We start from the raw sequence: 18,237 nt of genomic DNA, 5'->3' as shown, positions 1-18,237 counted from the left end.
GCCACACTAGGGTGGGATCGCGACAACCGCAAGCTGCACCCGGAGGTCGCCGTCTATTCGGTGGGCCGCTGCCGCTTCCACCGATAATACTTCATCACGAACCCATTCGACGGCTCGATCTCTTCCTTCTCGAACACAAAGCCTTCGCGTTCGTACCAGCGCCAGGCTTTTTCGTTCTCGCGCACGCAGCGCAGGTGCATCTCGTCGGGCATTTCCGTGCGGGTGAAGGCGAGCAATTGCCGTCCGAGCGATTGCCCCTGGTAGGCGGGCCCGACGAAAAGCATGTCGAGATAGAGTTTTGGCAGATGCAGCGCCAGCATGGCGGCGATCGTGCCGTTGTCGTCGGCGACGAACAGGCTCCAGCCGTTCTCGATCTCGCGCCTGATGCGTGCGCGCAGATTTGCCAGCAGGAACTCGCTCGCCTCGGCGAGGCCGGTCGAGGCCCAGCTTTCCATCCAGACGCGGCCGATCTCGTCATATTCGTCGGTGCGCGCGGGACGGATGACGGGATCAGACATTGGTGCTCTCAGTTCGATCTGCCGCCTTGCGCCGGGGCTCGCTTGAATGATCCCGGCTATTCAGGAAAATTCCCGCCTACCCACGTTGGCCGCGCGTGGCTTGCCGCGGGCGCGCCTTGCCGGCCGACAGGCACACCACCTCGGAGATCTGCAGCAGCTGCCGCGCCAGCGGGCTGGTCTTGCGCCAGACCATGCCGATGGTGCGCGAGGGCTCGGGATCGCGGAAGCGCGACAGCGAGACCGAGGCCGATCGCGTCTCCACCGACACCGCCATTTCCGGGATCAAGGTGACGCCGATTCCGGCGCTGACCATCTGGACCAGCGTCGACAGCGAATTCGCATCCAGCATCTCGCGCGGCGGCGCCGATTGCATGTTGCAGAACGACAGCGCCTGATCGCGGAAGCAGTGCCCTTCTTCAAGCAGCAGCAGCCGCATCTCGCGCATCATCTCGCGCGATGGCACCGGTGTGCCTTCGTCGGAGCCCGGCCGCACCAGCAGGAATTTTTCGTCGAACAGCGCGACTTCGGTGAGCGAAGGCTCGGACACCGGCAGTGCGACGATGGCCGTGTCGAGCCGGCCTTCGACCAGTTCCTGGATCAGCCGCGGCGTCATCGTCTCGCGCACGCGGATGTCGAGCTCCGGATGCATGCGCGTGAGATTCTTGGTGATCTTCGGCAGCAGATAGGGCGCGATCGTCGGGATCATGCCGATCCGCAGCCGGCCCGCAAACCGGTCCTGCGAGGCGCGCGCGAAATCGCCAAGCTCATCGACCGAGCGCAGGATGTCGCGGACGCGCGGTGCGAGCTCCTCGCCGAACCGGGTCAGCGCCACCTGCCGGGCGCTGCGCTCCAGCAGCAGGCCGCCAAGCGCCTCCTCCAGTTCCTTGATCTGCATCGACAGGGCCGGCTGGGAGATCGAGCTTGCCTCCGCCGCGCGGCCGAAATGGCCGTGACGCGCCAGCGCGTCGAAATATCTGAGCTGGCGCATCGTCACGTTGGCCATCAGAAAATCCTATCGCAGCGATCATTAAAGTCAACTTCCCCTGATCGAATGCGAAGCCTAGAGTAATTCTACCTGGTCAAAGGCGCGAGTTCGACGCCACCAGAGGAGGTATTCATGGATGACACTTCGAAGTGCCCGTTTTCGGGCGGAAAACCCACGCGCGTGAACCGCGACTGGTGGCCGACCCAGCTCAGCATCGAGATGCTGCACAAGAATTCGACCCTGTCCGACCCGATGGGCAAGGAGTTCGACTATGCCAAGGAGTTCAAGTCGCTCGACCTGAATGCCGTCATCAAGGACCTGACGGCTCTGATGACGGACTCGCAGGAATGGTGGCCTGCCGATTTCGGCCACTATGGCGGCCTCATGATCCGCATGGCCTGGCACAGCGCGGGCACCTATCGCACCACGGACGGCCGCGGTGGCGCCGGTGCCGGTCAGCAGCGTTTCGCACCGCTGAACAGCTGGCCTGACAACGCCAATCTCGACAAGGCGCGCCGTCTGCTCTGGCCGATCAAGCAGAAATACGGCCGCAAGATCTCCTGGGCCGATCTGATGGTGCTCGCCGGCAACGTCGCGCTGGAATCGATGGGCTTCAAGACCTTCGGCTTCGCCGGCGGCCGCGCCGACGTGTGGGAGCCGGAAGAGCTCTATTGGGGTCCTGAAGGCACGTGGCTGGGCGACGAGCGCTACAGCGGCGAACGCCAGCTCGCCGAGCCGCTCGGCGCGGTGCAGATGGGCCTGATCTACGTCAATCCGGAAGGCCCGAACGGCAAGCCTGACCCGGTCGCCGCGGCCAAGGACATCCGCGAGACGTTCGCCCGCATGGCGATGAACGACGAGGAAACCGTCGCGCTGATCGCCGGCGGCCACACCTTCGGCAAGACCCACGGCGCGGGCGATCCGTCGCTGGTCGGTCCGGAGCCGGAAGCGGGCGCGCTCGAGGATCAGGGCCTCGGCTGGAAGAGCAAGTACGCTTCCGGCCTGGCGGGCGATTCCATCACCAGCGGTATCGAGGTGACATGGACGACGACGCCGACGAAGTGGAGCAACAACTTCTTCGAGAACCTGTTCAAGTACGAATGGGAGCTGACGAAGAGCCCGGGCGGTGCGAATCAGTGGACGGCTAAGGGTGCCGACGCGATCATTCCTGATGCCTTCGACAAGTCGAAGAAGCACCGGCCGACGATGCTGACGACCGACCTCTCGCTGCGTCTCGATCCGGCCTACGAGAAGATCTCGCGTCGCTTCTTCGAAAACCCGGATCAGTTCGCGGACGCCTTTGCCCGCGCCTGGTTCAAGCTCACCCACCGCGATATGGGTCCGATCCAGCGCTATCTCGGCCCGCTGGTGCCGAAGGAAACGCTGATCTGGCAGGATCCGATTCCGAAGGTGAACCACGAGCTGGTCGGCGACCAGGACATCGCTGCGCTGAAGACCAAGATACTGGCTTCGGGCCTCTCGGTCTCCGAGCTGGTCTCGACCGCCTGGGCGTCGGCTTCGACGTTCCGCGGCTCCGACAAGCGCGGCGGCGCCAACGGCGCGCGCATCCGTCTGGCCCCGCAGAAGGATTGGGAGGTGAACCAGCCGGCTCAGCTCTCCAAGGTTCTCGGCAAGCTCGAAGCGATCCAGAAGGACTTCAACGCATCGGCAGGTGCGAAGAAGGTCTCGCTCGCCGACCTCATCGTCCTCGGCGGTTCTGCCGCGGTCGAGAAGGCCGCGAAGGATGCCGGCGTTGACGTGAAGCTTGGCTTCACGCCGGGCCGCATGGATGCTTCGCAGGAGCAGACCGACGCGGAATCCTTCGCCCCGCTGGAGCCGCGGGCCGATGGCTTCCGCAACTACGTCGGCAAGAAGCATCAGTTCCTGCAGCAGGAGGAAGCTCTTGTCGATCGCGCGCAGCTGCTGAAGCTGTCCGGTCCCGAGCTGACCGCGCTCGTCGGCGGTCTGCGTGTGCTCGGCGCCAATGCGGGCGGTTCGAAGCACGGCGTCTTGACCTCGAAGGTCGGAACGCTGAGCAACGACTTCTTCATCAACCTGCTCGACATGAGCGCGCAGTGGACGCCGGCGGCTGACGGCACCTACGAGGCCCGCGACCGCAAGACCAACGCGGTGAAGTGGACCGGCACGCGCGCCGACCTGATCTTCGGTGCGCACTCGCAGCTCCGCGCCTTCGCCGAGGTCTATGCCTCGTCGGACGCCAAGCAGCAGTTCGTGCAGGACTTCGCCAAGGCCTGGACCAAGGTGATGAACCTCGACCGGTACGACCTCGCGGCCTGATCCCCGGGCTTAAGGAAGCGACAAACAAAAAGGGCGGCCGCGAGGCCGCCCTTCGTGTTTCTGATGTGCGGATCGATTACTCGCCGGCGGCTTCGCGCGGGGTCTTCTCGCCGTCGCCGCCCTTGCCTTCGAGGTCTTCGCCGGTGGTCTGGTCGACCACCTTCATCGACAGCCGGGTCTTGCCGCGGTCGTCGAAGCCGAGCAGCTTGACCTTGACCTTGTCGCCTTCCTTGACGACGTCGGAGGTCTTCTGCACGCGCGCCGAAGCGAGCTGGCTGATGTGGACGAGGCCGTCCTTGGAACCGAAGAAGTTCACGAAGGCGCCGAACTCCATCACCTTGACGACGGTGCCGTCATAGATCTGGCCGACTTCCGGATCGGAGGCGATCGACTTGATCCACTTGATCGCGGCCTTCATCGCCTCGCCATCGGAGGAGGCGACCTTCACGGTGCCGTCGTCCTCGATGTTGACTTTGGCGCCGGTCTTCTCGACGATCTCGCGGATCACCTTGCCGCCGGTGCCGATCACTTCGCGGATCTTGTCGGTGGCGATCTTGAAGGTCTCGATGCGCGGCGCGTACTCGCCGAGCTCGGCGCGGGCGTTGGTGAGCGCCTTGGCCATTTCACCGAGGATGTGGATACGGCCATCCTTGGCCTGACCGAGCGCCACCTTCATGATCTCTTCGGTGATGCCCTCGATCTTGATGTCCATCTGGAGCGAGGTGATGCCTTGCTCGGTACCGGCGACCTTGAAGTCCATGTCGCCGAGATGGTCCTCGTCACCGAGGATGTCCGAGAGCACCGCGAAGCGCTTGTCCTCGAGGATCAGGCCCATCGCGATACCCGCGGTCGGCCGCTTCAACGGCACGCCGGCATCCATCAGCGCCAGCGAAGCGCCGCAGACCGAAGCCATCGAGGACGAGCCGTTCGACTCGGTGATCTCCGACACCACGCGCGTGGTGTAGGGGAACTCGTGATGCGGCGGCAGCACCGGGTGGATCGCGCGCCAGGCCAGCTTGCCGTGGCCGATCTCGCGGCGCTTGGTGCCGCCGAGGCGACCGGTCTCACCGACCGAATAGGGAGGGAAGTTGTAGTGCAGCAGGAACGTCTCTTTGTACGTTCCGGACAGCGCGTCGATATACTGCTCGTCCTCGCCGGTGCCGAGCGTGGTCACGACCAGCGCCTGGGTTTCGCCGCGGGTGAACAGCGCCGAGCCGTGGGCGCGGGGCAGCACGCCGACTTCGGCGATGATGTTGCGCACGGTCTTGCTATCGCGGCCGTCGATGCGCTTGCCGGTGTCGAGAATGTTCCAGCGAACGATCTTGGCTTCCAGCTCCTTGAACACGCCGGAGACGCGCAGCTTGTCGTATTTCGGCTCCTGCCCTTCGGGGAAGTAATGGGCGATCACCTTTTCCTTGACCTTGCCGACCGCGGCGTAGCGATCCTGCTTGACCGGAATGGCGTAGGCGGCGCGCAGCTCCTGCTCGACGAGGCCGAGCATTTCCTTCTCGAGCGCCGAATTGTCGATCACCGTGACTTCGCGCGGTTCCTTGGCGGCCTTCTCGGCGAGCTCGATGATGGCGTTAATCACCGGCTGGAAGTGGCGGTGACCGAACATCACGGCGCCGAGCATGATGTCCTCGTTGAGCTCCTTGGCTTCCGATTCCACCATCAGCACGGCGTCGGCCGTGCCGGCGACGACGAGGTCGAGCTGGGTGTCGACCATCTCGTCGAGCGTCGGGTTGAGAATGAACTCGTCATTGGCGAAGCCGACGCGCGCTGCGCCGATCGGGCCCTTGAAGGGCGCGCCGGACAGGGTCAGCGCAGCCGATGAGGCCACCAGCGCCACGATATCGGGATCGTTCTCCATGTCGTGCGACAGCACGGTGACGATCACCTGGGTCTCGTTGCGCCAGCCGTCGACGAACAGCGGACGGATCGGACGGTCGATCAGGCGGGAGACCAGCGTCTCCTTCTCGGTCGGACGACCCTCGCGCTTGAAATAGCCGCCGGGAATGCGGCCGGCTGCGTAGGTCTTCTCCTGGTAGTCGACCGTCAGCGGCAGGAAGTCGACGCCTTCGCGCGGCGCCTTCGCCGCGACGACGGTGGCGAGCACCACGGTCTCGCCATAGGTGGCGACGACGGCACCGTCGGCCTGACGCGCGATCTTGCCGGTTTCAAGCTTGAGAGGGCGTCCACCCCAGTCGATCTCGACTGAATGCTTATTGAACATAGATGTCTTCTTTCATGGGTTCTCGAAAGAAGGACGGCCCGAAAAACAAAAACCATGCGCAAGATTGCGGGACGTTGATCGAAGCGGGCGATCAGCGTCCTGCGATCCTGCCATGGTTTTCGGATTTCGGATGGCGTCCATCCTTTCGGGTCATACGGGCGCCTTGCCCGTTGTGCCCAGCCGCCGGATTGCTGCTGGACTGTCAGTCGGCACGAACGCGAACACCGGATTGCGGTCCTCGCCCATCGTGCCCGGGTGCTAGCCGTCAACGGCTCGCACCCGACGCGCACGCAGCCTCGATCAAAAACCTTTAAACAAACGCTTTCGCTCGAAACCGCGCACGAAAACGCGCGCCAGTGGCGCGCGCAGGAACACTTAACGACGAATGTTGTGCTTCTCGAGCAGCGCCTTGTAACGCGCCTCGTCCCTCTTCTTGAGGTAGTCGAGCAGCGAGCGGCGGGTCGAAACCAGCTTCAAGAGGCCGCGACGCGAATGGTTGTCCTTCACGTGGGTCTTGAAATGGTTGGTGAGGTTGTTGATGCGTTCCGACAGGATCGCGACCTGAACCTCCGGCGAGCCGGTGTCGCCGGCCTTGTTGGCATTCGTCTTGATGACTTCCGCTTTGCGTTCTGCGGCAATCGACATCGTCAATTTCTCTCGTTGCGACCGGTGCTGGCAGTCAGACCGGTCAGGTTGAACACACGCTTGGGGATGATTTCGCCGTTGCCGACTTCAGCAAGCGCCAATAGACGGCCTGCCACCGTGACATAGACTGTGCCGCTACTAGTGGGCGCATCCCGTCCGCGCAATAAAACGGCCTGGCCCCGATGGAGCCTTGCCGCATCAGCCCGAGTGACGGCCAGTGCCGGGATGTCGTCCAGCGCGGTCTCAACGGGCATAAGCGCGTCGGCGAGGCTGCCCTCGCCGGACGCGGCTCTATCGCATAAAGCCTCCAACTGATCCAGCGGAATCATGTCGTTCTCGTCAAATGGGCCGACCAGGGTCCGCCGCAGCGCGCAGATGTGGCCGTAAGTGCCGAGAATCCGGCCCATATCGCGGGCCAGCGCCCGGACATAGGTGCCCTTGCCGCACTCCGCCTCGAACACTGCCCGGTCGCTATCCGGTTGATCCACAAGGGTTAAATGATGAATTTCGACGGGACGGGGGGCCAGTTCCACAACCTCGCCGTCGCGGGCGAGGTCGTAGGCGCGCTCGCCCTGGACCTTGATCGCGGAATAGCGCGGCGGGATCTGCTCGATCACCCCGGTGAAGCGGGGCAGCAGGGCCAGGATGGCCTCCTGGGTCGGGCGCTGGTCGGAGGTCGCGGTGACCCGGCCCTCGATATCATCGGTGTCGCGCTCCTCGCCCCAGCACACGGTGAACTGGTAGCGCTTGCGGCCGTCCATCACGAAGGGAACGGTCTTGGTGGCCTCGCCGAGCGCAATCGGCAGGCCGCCGGAGGCGAGCGGGTCGAGCGTGCCGGCGTGTCCCGCGCGCTTGGCGTTGAACAGGCGCTTGAGCACGGCGACGGCTTGCGTCGAGGTCATGCCGATCGGCTTGTCGAGCACGACCCAGCCATGGACGTCGCGGCGGTCGCGGCGCGGCTGGTTGCCCTTCTGCTTGTTGGCGCGGGGATCGTTGTTGACGCGGCGCGGCTCCTGATGCGGCTGCGAATCGCCGCCGAGATCCGCAAAATTATTTTTCTGCACGTCGCGCTGATCGGTCTCTTCGCCGCCGATCGTGCCGTGAGCCGGGTCCATCGTCATCGCTCTTCTTCCCGATCCGAATCCGGATCCTGTTCCAGGTCCTTCTGCACCGCAGGTGTTCGCAAAAGCTTCTCGATCCGTTCCGCTTCGTCGAATCGTTCGTCGACGCGGAAACGAAGGTCAGGTGCAAATTTCAGGTTAACGCGCCGCGCGACTTCGCCGCGCAGGAATTTCTTGTTGCGCTCGAGCGCAGCGATGATGACCTCGGTGTCGCGGCCACCGAGCGGCATCACGTAAACCGTTGCGAGCTTCAGGTCGGGCGACATCCGAACCTCCGGCACGGTGATGATGTGACCTTCGAGGTCCACATCATGCACATTGCCTTGCGCCAGAATCTCGGCCATCGCGTGGCGAACCTGCTCGCCGACACGCAACTGGCGTTGCGAGCCGCCCGGCGCGGAACTTTTCTTCTGATGGTGGCGGGGCATGGTTGAAAATCACCTCGTCGTGCCCGCGTTTGGGACACGAGCATTGTCATTTGTCCTGTTGAAACGAATGCGGCGCGGATGGCCGGAATAAATCCGGCCATCGCACTCCCGCAATTTCAGCTCAAAAAGATCCGGGCGCTTCGGTAAGATTTGGACTTACAGGGAGCGCTGGATCGTCTCCACGCGATAACACTCGATCACGTCACCGGCACGCATGTCGTGGTAGTTCTCGAAGGCCATGCCGCACTCCTGACCGGACTGGACTTCCTTCACTTCGTCCTTGAAGCGCTTCAGCGTCGACAGCTTGCCTTCGTGCACGACGACGTTGTCGCGGATCAGGCGCACATTGGCGCCGCGTTCCACGGTGCCGTCGGTGACGCGGCAGCCGGCAACCTTGCCGACCTTGGAGATGTTGAAGATCTCCAGGATCGCGGCATTGCCCAGCATGGTTTCACGCAGGGTCGGCGCGAGCAGGCCGCTCATCGCCTTCTTCACGTCGTCCACGAGGTCGTAGATGATGTTGTAGTAGCGGATCTCGATGCCGTTGCGCTTGGCGGCCGCAGCCGCCTCCTTGTTGGCACGAACCGAGAAGCCGATGATCGCGGCGTTGAAGCCTTCCGCGAGCGTCACGTCCGATTCCGAGATGCCGCCGACGCCGGCATGCAGGATGCGGGCTGCGACTTCATCGGTGCCGAGCTTCTCCAGCGAGCCGAGGATCGCTTCCAGCGAGCCTTGCACGTCGGCCTTGATGATCAGCGGGAATTCCTTGCGGCCCGCCGTCTTCAATTGCGACATCATCTGCTCGAGCGAGCCGCGCATGCCGGAGATCGAGGCAGCCGCGTTCTCGCGCTTCTGGTGCGCGCGATAGCTGGTGACCTGGCGGGCGCGGGCTTCGTTCTCGACCACCGCGAGACGATCGCCGGCCTCCGGCGGACCGTTGAAGCCGAGCACCTCGACCGGAACCGAAGGACCGGCCTCATGCACCGTCTCGCCCTGATCCGAGATCAGCGCGCGGACGCGGCCCATCTCGGCGCCGGCGACAATGATGTCACCGACACGAAGCGTGCCGCGCTGGACCAGCACGGTCGCGACCGGGCCACGGCCGCGATCGAGCTTGGCTTCGATCACGGTGCCTTCGGCCGGACGCTCCGAATTGGTCTTCAGGTCGAGGATGTCGGCCTGGAGCGCGATCATCTCGAGCAGCTTGTCGAGATTGGTCTTGTTCTTGGCTGACACTTCGACGTCGACGACTTCGCCGCCGAAGGATTCGACCTGCACCTCGTGCTGGAGCAGCTCGGTGCGCACGCGCTCGGGCTTCGCATCGGGCTTGTCGATCTTGTTGATGGCAACGATGATCGGGACCCGCGCCGCCTTGGCGTGGTTGATGGCTTCGATCGTCTGCGGCATGACGCCGTCATCGGCAGCAACCACCAGCACGACGATGTCGGTCACCTTGGCGCCGCGGGCGCGCATCGCGGTGAACGCGGCGTGGCCGGGCGTGTCGATGAAGGTGATCTTCTTGCCGCTTTCGGGCGACAGCACCTGATAGGCGCCGATATGCTGGGTGATGCCGCCGGCTTCGCCGGAGACGACGTTGGCATGGCGGAGCGCGTCGAGCAGCGAGGTCTTGCCGTGGTCGACGTGACCCATCACGGTCACGACGGGCGAACGCGTCTCGGTGTCGGTGGAATCGTCGGTGGCGTCGAACAGGCCTTCTTCAACGTCGGACGCGGCAACGCGCTTGACGGTGTGACCAAGCTCTTCGGCGATCAGCTGCGCAGTGTCGGCGTCGATCACGTCGGTGATCTTGTGAATCGCGCCCTGCTTCATCAGCATGCGGATGATTTCCACCGCGCGCTCGGCCATGCGGTTGGCGAGCTCCTGGATGGTGATCGCTTCCGGAATGACCACCTCGCGGATGAGCTTTTCCTTCGGCTCGTTCGCGGCATGGCCCTTCAGGCGCTGAGTGCGGCGGCGGAACGAGGCGATCGAGCGCTCGCGCACGTCGTCGGCATTGAATGCGGTCACGACCGTCAGGCGACCGCGCTCCTTCTGCGGGCCGGGTTTGTGGGTGGGCTTGGGGGCTACCACAGGACGCGCGGCGCCGCCGGGACCGCGACGGATCTGGCGCGGACCATCGTCCTCGTCCGGTCCGGCTGCGACCGCGGGAGCGCGACCCAACGGGCCGCCTCCCGGCCTCGCGGTGGTCGTTCCAGGGCGCGCGGTGGTTGTTCCCGGGCGTGCCGTGGTCGTGGTGGTGCCGGGGCGTGCTGCGGGCGCGCCAGGACGTGGCGTGGGAGCGGCCGGGGCGGCAGTTGCAGGGCGCGCGGCTGACGCCGGCTGTTCGCCTTCGCCAAAACGCTTCTTGGCCTCGGTTTCGGCCTTGCGCTTGGCTTCCTCTTCGTGGCGGTGGCGCTCATCCTCGGCCTTGCGGCGGGCCTCGGCGGCTTCGCGCTCGACGCGTTCGGCGGCTTCGCGGACAGCGCGGCGCTGGGCTTCGTCTTCGGCCTGGCGGCGCTCTTCGACTTCGCGCACCTTGGCGTCGGCCAGCGCGCTGGCGCGGGCGGAACGTTCGTCCTCGGTCAGCGTGCGCAGCACCACGCCGGAGCCGGCGTTGCGCGGCGGAGCCGGGCGTGCCGGAGCGGGAGCAGGCGCGGCCGGTGCCGGCTTTGCAACAACCGCGGGAGCTTGCGGTTCGGGGCTGCCGTCGACGCGGCGCTTGCCGCGCTTCTCGACCACGACCTGCTTGCTGCGGCCATGGCTGAAGCTCTGACGCACAGTGCCCGTTTCGACGCGCGGCTTGAGCGATAGCGTCTTGCTCGGAACGCTCAGCTTCTTGTCGTCAGGGGTCTTGGTATCAACCATTCAGCAGTCCTAATCCTGATCTTTGTTAACGTTGTGCGTTGCCGCACCGTCCTATCGGGTCGTCGTTGTCTCTCAGAAATCCTGGCCGGGCTTTTCGGCAGTCTTGTCATCGTCCGCCATCCGGTATCGGACCAGCATCTGGCTACGTGACAGGAATGACTTGCTCGCCGGGCCCGCGAGCAGGGCAGCATGTATCACATTTGACCGGGTAAGTGCCAAATCCAATTCTATCGATTTCAACGCAGTGACGACGGGAATCTGCGGCTTGGCGCCGCGATTCCCGTCATTTTGACGTGCCAGCATGTCCAATTTGCGGATTCCGTCCGCGGCCCCGTCGCTGGCATGGATCAGGACCTCGGCCGTGCCTTCCCGCAGGGCGCTTTCGACCTTGCCGAAGCCGGCCACAATCTGGCCCGCCTTGGCGGCAATCCCAAGGGCTTCCGTCACACTCCGAACCAGGAGCGCCTCGATGTCGGCGGGAAGCGTCTGGGGAGTGCGCAGCTCGCGCTTGAAGGCTTTGCTAAATTGGTGACGCCGCACGGCTTCCGCAACCACCTCGCGCGAGGCGGTGACCCACATGCCGCGTCCGGGCAGCTTGCGCTTGAGATCGGGAACTATGTCGCCTTGCGGCGAAATGACGAAGCGGATCAGCTCGTCGATCGGCCGGACCTCGCGACTGACCGCGCACATCCGCATGGTCGCGGACCTTTCGGTCCGCGGTCCATGGTCGAGATCGTGGTCAGTATCTGCGAGCATCCGGGCGACATTCTCCTTCGTCCTTAAGCCGGCTGATCTTCGGTCGCCTCGGCCTCTTCGGCGGGCTTCGCGAGATCGGCTTCGGTGATCCAGCCGGCTTTGACGCGGGCCTGCATGATCATGGCTTCGGCATCGTCACGGGAGATCTCGATACCGTCGAGCGCACCAGGGAATTTGGTCTGCTCGCCGCCTTCCTTGCGCTCGGTCCAGCCGACCAGATCGTCAGTGGCGCAGCCGGCGAGGTCTTCGACGGTCTTGATGTCGTTCTCGCCGAACTTGACCAGCATCTTGGAGGTGACGCCCGGCACGTCCTTGACGGCGTCCTCGACACCGAGCTCCTTGCGCTTGGCCTCGATCTCGGCCTCCTGCTGCTCGAGATATTCGCGGGCACGGTTCTGGAGCTCTTGCGCGGTCTCCTCGTCGAAGCCTTCGATGCCGGCGAGTTCCTTGAGGTCCACCATCGCGAGTTCCTCGACCGAGGTGAAGCCTTCGGACGCCAGCAGCTGGCCGACCACCTCGTCGACATTGAGCGATTCCATGAAGACGCGGGTGGAGTTCTCGAAGTCGGCCTGGCGGCGCTCCGATTCCTCCTGCTCGGTCAGGATGTCGATGTCCCAGCCGGTGAGCTGCGAGGCCAGACGCACGTTCTGGCCGCGGCGGCCGATCGCCAGCGAGAGCTGGTTGTTGGTGTCGGGCACGACGACCTCGATGCGCTCGCGGTCTTCGTCGATGACGACCTTGGAGACTTCGGCCGGCGCCAGCGCGTTGACCACGAAGGTCGCGATGTCGGGCGACCACGGAATGATGTCGATCTTCTCGCCCTGCAGCTCGTTCACCACCGCCTGCACGCGCGAGCCGCGCATACCGACGCAAGCGCCGACCGGATCGACCGAGGAATCGCGGGAAATCACGCCGATTTTCGCGCGCGAGCCGGGATCGCGGGCCACCGCCTTGATCTCGACGATGCCGTCATAGATCTCAGGCACTTCCTGCGCGAACAGCTTCGCCATGAACTGCGGATGGGTGCGGGAGAGGAAGATCTGCGGGCCGCGGGTCTCGCGGCGGACGTCGAAGATGTAGGCGCGGACGCGGTCGCCGTTGCGGAACACTTCGCGCGGCAGCATCTCGTCGCGGCGGATGATGGCTTCACCGCGGCCGAGGTCGACGATCACGCTGCCATATTCGACGCGCTTGACGACGCCGTTGACGATGTCGCCGATGCGGTCCTTGAATTCCTGATATTGCCGGTCGCGCTCGGCCTCGCGCACCTTCTGCACGATCACCTGCTTGGCCGATTGCGCGGCGATGCGGCCATATTCCAGCGGCGGCAGCGTATCGGCGATGGTGTCACCGACCTGGGCGCCGGGATTGGCGCGCTGCGCATCCACCAGCGAGATCTGGTTGGAATGATTTTCGACCTTCTCGACCACCAGCATGTGGCGCGACAGCCGCAGCTCGCCCTTCTTCGGGTCGATCTCGGCATGAACGTCAGTCTCGCTGCCGTAACGTGCCCGTGCCGCCTTGGCGATGGCGTCTTCCATTGCCGCGATGACGATGCCGCGGTCGATCGATTTCTCGCGCGCGACGGCATCGGCGATCTGGAGCAATTCAAGTCGATTGGCGCTGACTGCCATGGCTAGTCTCCTTCGTCAGGCTCGATCTCGCCCCGCCGCGCGCGTTCGGCGGCCAGGCGGTGCTTCTTCGTATTGGTCGGTGCCGGCTTCTTTTTTTGCGGCTTGGTGTTCTTGGTGATCTTCGCACTGATTTCCGCGTGCGGTGCAGCCGGCGGCTCGATGCCGAGATCGCGGCGCATCTGGCGCTCCTCGGCCTTGCCGCGGCGCATGGATTCCGCGATCAGCTCGTCGGTCAGCACCAAGCGTGCCTCACCGATGTCTTCCATCGTCAGGAGAACGTCGGGATTATCGTTCGCCTTGACGTCGTCGCGATGCAGGTGCACGCGGTCGCCTTCGACGGCACCAAGCATGCCACGGAACCGCTTCCGCCCCTCATGGGCGACCGCCATGTCGATCTTCACCAGATAGCCGGAATAGCGCTCGAAATCCGAGCGGCGCACCAGCGGACGGTCGATCCCCGGCGAGGAGATTTCCAGCCGATAAGCGCGGTCGATGGGGTCCGCGACGTCGAGCACGGGCGACAGCGCCCGCGAGATCGCTTCGCAATCCTCGAGCTGCATCGAGCCGTCCGGCCGCTCGGCCATGATCTGCACGGTGCAGCCGGCCTCGCCGGAGATGCGGATCCGCACCAGGCGGTAGCCCATGCCCTCGAGCACCGGACCTGCGACCGCAGACACACGTGCCGCCACGCCCGGCTCGACCACGAGCCTCGGCTCGGCCAGCAACTCGGCATCCGTGGAACCAGTGTTCGGTTCGGTCATATCAGGGGTCAAGGCGCTCGATGGTTAAGGCTTGGTTAAGGACTTGAACAGGTTAGGATCTGCAGAGCCTGTTTCGGAACTCTTTATCCCGGCAGCTCGCCGGGCCGCATATCTTCAACCAAGCCGCGTTCAGGTAATAAAAAAGAGCGGGTCCTTTCGGGCCCACTCTCACTACGCGGATCGTATGAGAAGATGAATTGGCGCTGATATAGCCCTTTCCGTCCTCCCGGACAAGGCCCATCGCGGGAAAGACGAGGCTTTTTGCGCCCGGCCTGTGGCCCCCCCCCGCGCAACGCTTCCTTCATCTAGCAGGCCTAAATTCCCTGATTGTGGGGCGGCTTGGACCAAGGGCGCACCCGCGGCGTGCCCTGTACGAGTTGCGTTTTCATGACCGCTGCCACGTCGCTCATTCCCGGACTGGACGAGATCGTCAAACGCGGCGACCCCCGGCGTCGCGGTGAGATCGCGCGCGCCATCGCCCAACTGTTCTTCCAGGACGCCGAGAAGCTCCGTCCCGATCTCGTCGATCTCTTCGACAATCTGCTGATCGATCTCGTTCCGCATGCCGAGCTTGCCTCGCGCGTCGACCTCGCCGAGCGCTTCTCGCGCCTGAACAATGCGCCGCCGCATCTGGTGAGCCAGCTCGCGCGCGAAAACGAGATCATGGTGGCGGGCCCTGTGCTGCGCCGCTCGCCGGTGCTCGACGACGCCGCTCTCGTCGAGATCGCGCGGCTGAAGGGTCAGGGCCATCTGCTGGCGATGACCGAGCGCCCCGCACTGTCGGCCGCCATCACCGACGTGCTGGTCGAGCGCGGCGATCGCGACGTGGTGCGTCGCGCCGCGGGCAATGCCGGCGCGGAGTTCTCGCAAGGCAGCTATTCCGAGCTGATCAAGCGTGCGTCGCAGGACGGCGTGCTGACGCTCAAGATCGGCCAGCGCAACGATCTCTCGGGCGAGCACCTGAAACAGCTGCTCGACGGCACGCTCGACGTCATCCGCCGCCGCCTCTCGAGCGTGGTCAATCCCGTGCGCCAGGTCGAGATCAAGCGCGCCATGGCGGCGATCGAGGAGGCCGCGCTGCCGCCGGGGCCGCGCCGCGATTTCTCGGCGGCACAGCGCACGGTGCTGACCTTGCATCGCGAGGGTCATCTCGGCGAGAGCGCGCTGCTCGGCTTCGCCAAGGCGCTCAAATATGAGGAATCGATCGCCTCGCTCGCGGCGATGTCCGGTGTCCGCCTCTCGATCCTCGATCGCCTGGTCGCGGGCGACCGCTACGATCCGATTCTGATTCTGGGGCGCGTGCTCAATCTCGGCTGGCCCACGGTGCGCGCGCTGATCCTGATGTGGTACGGCCCGCATCGCACGCCGGCTGATGCCGATCTCGAGCAGGCGCGCGTGAACTTCACGCGCCTGATGCCGTCAACGGCCGAGCGCGTCGTGAAATTCTGGCGCAACCGCCAGACGATCTAATCAAAGTACGGATCTTCGTCGTCATGGCCGGGCTTGTCCCGGCCATCCACGTTCTTGCTGCCCACAGGAGGAAAGTACGTGGATGCCCGGGACAAGCCCGGGCATGACGATTATCGATGGATCGCGCGAAGAATCTATGCGCGCCTGAACCGCAGATATGTGGTCTTGCGCCCTTCGCGCGTGGCCTTCCGGCCGTAGCGCGTCATGGTGTAGCCGTCCCATGGCCGACGGAAATCGTCGGCGCATTGGGCGAGCCACTGAAAATCCGTCGACCGCGACAGATGCATCAGCGTCCACGCGCAGTAATCGTCGATATCGCAGACGAAACGGAATTCGCCGCCCGCCTTCAGCACGCGTGCCATCGCGGCGATGGTGCGGTCCTGGACGAAGCGCCGCTTCCAGTGCCGCCGCTTCGGCCAGGGATCGGGATGGATCAGGTCGATCCGCGACAGCGATGCCTGCGGCAGCCAGGCCAGGAGCTCGGCGGCATCGCCCGCGAACAGGCGGATGTTGCCGATGTTGGCGGCCTCGATCTGCGCGAGGATCTTTGCCATGCCGTTGAGATAGGGCTCGCAGCCGATGAAGCCGGTCGTGGCGAAGTTCTGGGCCTCGGCCGCAAGATGCTCGCCGCCGCCGAAGCCGATCTCGAGCCGGACATCGTCGGCCGCGGGATCGAAGATCTCGTTGGCATTCGCCGGCTTCTCGCCCTCGATGTCGAGTGAAAGATGCGGCAGTAGATGATCGATCAGCTCGGCCTGGTGCTGCCTGAGCTTGTGGCCCTTGCGGCGCCCAAAGAAGGCGCGTTCGCTGTCATCGCGATCGGGATCTGATTTTCGTTCGCTCATCGCAGCGTCTGGTACAGGCGATGGAGCAGCCGCGCGCGGGGTTCGAGCGACGAGAGGTAGATCTGCTCATAATGGGTGTGTGCGCCCTTGCCGTCGACGCCGAGTCCATCGAGCGTTGCGGTGTGGGCGGCGGTGAAATTGCCATCCGAGCCGCCGCCGGTGTGGGTGTCGATCAGCTCGAAGCCGATCTCGGTGGCAAGCGACTTCGCATGCTCGTACAGCGAGGCGCCTGCATTGCTCTTCTCGTAGGGCGGACGGTTGAGTCCGCCCGTGACCTTGACCGTGACGCCATCCGTCTTCGACCTCAGCCCGAGGATCTTGCCGACGAACTCCTCCGCGTCGGCAAAGCTCGGCACGCGCAGGTCGACTTCGGCATAGGCCTCCTCCGGCGTGACGTTGGGACGCGTGCCGCCGCGTGCCACGCCGACATTCACCGTGACGCCGCGTGCCAGATCGTTCATCGCTTCCAGCGCCAGGATGACGTTGGCAAGCTCGCGGATCGCGCTGCGGCCATCCTGGGGCCGCGTGCCGGCATGTGCGGGCACACCCTTGATGAATACTTCGAATCGTCCGACGCCCTTGCGCCCGGTGACGATCTTGCCGCCGTCGCGCGCGGGCTCCGTCACCAGCACGTATTTGGCCTTGCGCCCTTCCGCCTCGATCAGCGCGCGCGAGGTCGGGCTGCCGATCTCCTCGTCGGAGGTGAACAAATGGGTGATGCCGAGCGGCGAGCGATCGCCGGCGGCGCAGAGCGCGCGAAAGGCGTGATGGGCGATATAGGCGCCGCCCTTCATGTCGTAGATGCCGGGACCGAACGCGCTGTCGCCCTCGACCTTGAACGGCAGGCGCTCGATGAATCCCATGGGATGAACGGTATCGAGGTGGCTCAGCACCAAAATGCCCGGCCGGTCCTGGCCCCAGGTCGAGCGTGCAGCGAGATGATCGCCGCAGCCATCGACGCCGGCGACGCGCTCGAGCGTAACCGGCAGATCGCGGTATTGCTCCGCGACCACGGAGATCAGCTTGTTGACCTGTTCAGGTGTGTCCGTCGGCGTCTCGATCTCCACCCAGCGGCGGATGCCATCGAGAATAGTTTGTGAATCGAACCAATTGGACTTGGTCATGAACGCATCTGTGCCTTTGAACCGCATCATCGAAGAGGGCGCGCACCAAAAACGCGCCCGCAAATGACGACATAGGCCAGATTTGACGCAGTCTCAAATCGGATTGAGCCGTCGCGTCAGCGTTTGTCGGGACCTTCGCGGGCGGCGATCTGCTCGACGAGATCGACGATCGAGCGGCGCATCTTCGAATCAGTGATTCGGGTGAACGCCTTGGTCAGAGCGAGACCTTCGGAGGTCGCGAGGAAGTCCGACACATACGACGGCGAGGCGCCTTCGGCGAAGCCGTCCGGGCCAGCTACGCCGCTCGGTCCGCCCTCGAACAGGAACGACACCGGCACCTGCAGAATCTCGGCGATCTGCTGGATGCGGCTTGCGCCGACGCGATTCGTGCCCTTCTCGTACTTCTGGATCTGCTGGAAAGTCAGGCCCAAAGCTTCACCGAGCTTTTCCTGGCTCATGCCCAACATGATGCGGCGCATACGCACGCGGCTGCCGACATATTTGTCAACAGGGTTGGGCGCTTTCGACATTTCCTCAGCCTCCAAACATCACCT

The 18,237-nt window shown here is 64.5% G+C and carries 15 protein-coding genes; 2 read left to right on the top strand and 13 right to left on the bottom strand.

All coding sequences use genetic code 11. The annotated features are described in order from the left end of the window. Nucleotides 1-53: 53 nt before the first annotated feature. Entirely contained in the window at nucleotides 54-518 is a 465-nt protein-coding gene (locus tag AB7Z56_RS00315) for a GNAT family N-acetyltransferase (protein WP_063980144.1), read from the bottom strand. A 76-nt stretch (nucleotides 519-594) separates the two neighbouring features. After that, entirely contained in the window at nucleotides 595-1,521 is a 927-nt protein-coding gene (locus AB7Z56_RS00310; RefSeq protein ID WP_028150571.1) for a hydrogen peroxide-inducible genes activator, read from the bottom strand. Nucleotides 1,522-1,635: 114 nt separating this feature from the next. On the opposite strand from AB7Z56_RS00310, the gene katG reads away from it, so the two are divergent. Continuing rightward, entirely contained in the window at nucleotides 1,636-3,801 is a 2,166-nt protein-coding gene (gene katG / locus AB7Z56_RS00305) for a catalase/peroxidase HPI (protein ID WP_283017889.1), read from the top strand. A gap of 76 nt (nucleotides 3,802-3,877) precedes the next feature. Here katG and pnp read toward each other — a convergent pair whose 3' ends face one another. The 8 genes from pnp to rimP form a co-directional block, all read right to left on the bottom strand. Continuing rightward, on the bottom strand, nucleotides 3,878-6,034 hold the full coding sequence (gene pnp / locus AB7Z56_RS00300; protein ID WP_231143729.1) for a polyribonucleotide nucleotidyltransferase: 2,157 nt from the start codon (nucleotides 6,032-6,034) through the stop codon (nucleotides 3,878-3,880). Nucleotides 6,035-6,409: 375 nt separating this feature from the next. Continuing rightward, nucleotides 6,410-6,679 carry a 30S ribosomal protein S15 gene (gene rpsO, locus AB7Z56_RS00295; RefSeq protein WP_008131787.1) on the bottom strand — a complete coding sequence of 90 codons (270 nt, stop codon included), beginning with the start codon at nucleotides 6,677-6,679 and terminating at the stop codon, nucleotides 6,410-6,412. A gap of 2 nt (nucleotides 6,680-6,681) precedes the next feature. Continuing rightward, nucleotides 6,682-7,800, bottom strand: a complete 1,119-nt coding sequence (truB, locus tag AB7Z56_RS00290; protein WP_063980141.1) for a tRNA pseudouridine(55) synthase TruB — start codon at nucleotides 7,798-7,800, stop codon at nucleotides 6,682-6,684. Beyond that, nucleotides 7,797-8,228: a 30S ribosome-binding factor RbfA gene (gene rbfA, locus AB7Z56_RS00285; RefSeq protein ID WP_063980140.1), complete on the bottom strand. Its 432-nt coding sequence runs from the start codon at nucleotides 8,226-8,228 to the stop codon at nucleotides 7,797-7,799. The genes truB and rbfA overlap by 4 nt, the downstream gene beginning before the upstream one ends. A gap of 156 nt (nucleotides 8,229-8,384) precedes the next feature. Continuing rightward, nucleotides 8,385-11,093, bottom strand: a complete 2,709-nt coding sequence (gene infB / locus AB7Z56_RS00280; protein ID WP_063980139.1) for a translation initiation factor IF-2 — start codon at nucleotides 11,091-11,093, stop codon at nucleotides 8,385-8,387. Between the two features lie 72 nt (nucleotides 11,094-11,165). Continuing rightward, entirely contained in the window at nucleotides 11,166-11,849 is a 684-nt protein-coding gene (locus AB7Z56_RS00275) for an RNA-binding protein (RefSeq protein ID WP_063980138.1), read from the bottom strand. Nucleotides 11,850-11,872: 23 nt separating this feature from the next. After that, nucleotides 11,873-13,483, bottom strand: coding sequence for a transcription termination factor NusA (gene nusA / locus AB7Z56_RS00270; RefSeq protein WP_028150578.1), 1,611 nt, complete (start codon nucleotides 13,481-13,483; stop codon nucleotides 11,873-11,875). A 2-nt stretch (nucleotides 13,484-13,485) separates the two neighbouring features. Further along, nucleotides 13,486-14,244, bottom strand: coding sequence for a ribosome maturation factor RimP (rimP, locus tag AB7Z56_RS00265; RefSeq protein WP_063980137.1), 759 nt, complete (start codon nucleotides 14,242-14,244; stop codon nucleotides 13,486-13,488). Between the two features lie 387 nt (nucleotides 14,245-14,631). Between rimP and AB7Z56_RS00260 the strand changes: the two genes are divergently transcribed. After that, complete coding sequence (locus tag AB7Z56_RS00260) at nucleotides 14,632-15,714, top strand: DUF2336 domain-containing protein (RefSeq protein WP_063980136.1); 1,083 nt, start codon at nucleotides 14,632-14,634, stop codon at nucleotides 15,712-15,714. Between the two features lie 134 nt (nucleotides 15,715-15,848). On the opposite strand, the gene trmB is transcribed toward AB7Z56_RS00260, so the two are convergent. The 3 genes from trmB to AB7Z56_RS00245 form a co-directional block, all read right to left on the bottom strand. Continuing rightward, nucleotides 15,849-16,559 (bottom strand): tRNA (guanosine(46)-N7)-methyltransferase TrmB, encoded by a 711-nt coding sequence (gene trmB / locus AB7Z56_RS00255; RefSeq protein WP_441256134.1) that lies wholly within the window; start codon nucleotides 16,557-16,559, stop codon nucleotides 15,849-15,851. Further along, on the bottom strand, nucleotides 16,556-17,713 hold the full coding sequence (locus tag AB7Z56_RS00250; RefSeq protein ID WP_283017888.1) for a M20 family metallopeptidase: 1,158 nt from the start codon (nucleotides 17,711-17,713) through the stop codon (nucleotides 16,556-16,558). The genes trmB and AB7Z56_RS00250 overlap by 4 nt, the downstream gene beginning before the upstream one ends. An 86-nt stretch (nucleotides 17,714-17,799) precedes the next feature. Further along, entirely contained in the window at nucleotides 17,800-18,213 is a 414-nt protein-coding gene (locus AB7Z56_RS00245; protein ID WP_008131807.1) for a helix-turn-helix domain-containing protein, read from the bottom strand. Nucleotides 18,214-18,237 lie beyond the last annotated feature (24 nt).

This window comes from Bradyrhizobium sp. 482_C4_N1_8 (assembly GCF_052075965.1).
Lineage (GTDB): Bacteria > Pseudomonadota > Alphaproteobacteria > Rhizobiales > Xanthobacteraceae > Bradyrhizobium > Bradyrhizobium barranii.
Note: the sequence above shows the minus strand (reverse complement) of the source record. Positions and strands in the feature narration are given on the sequence as shown.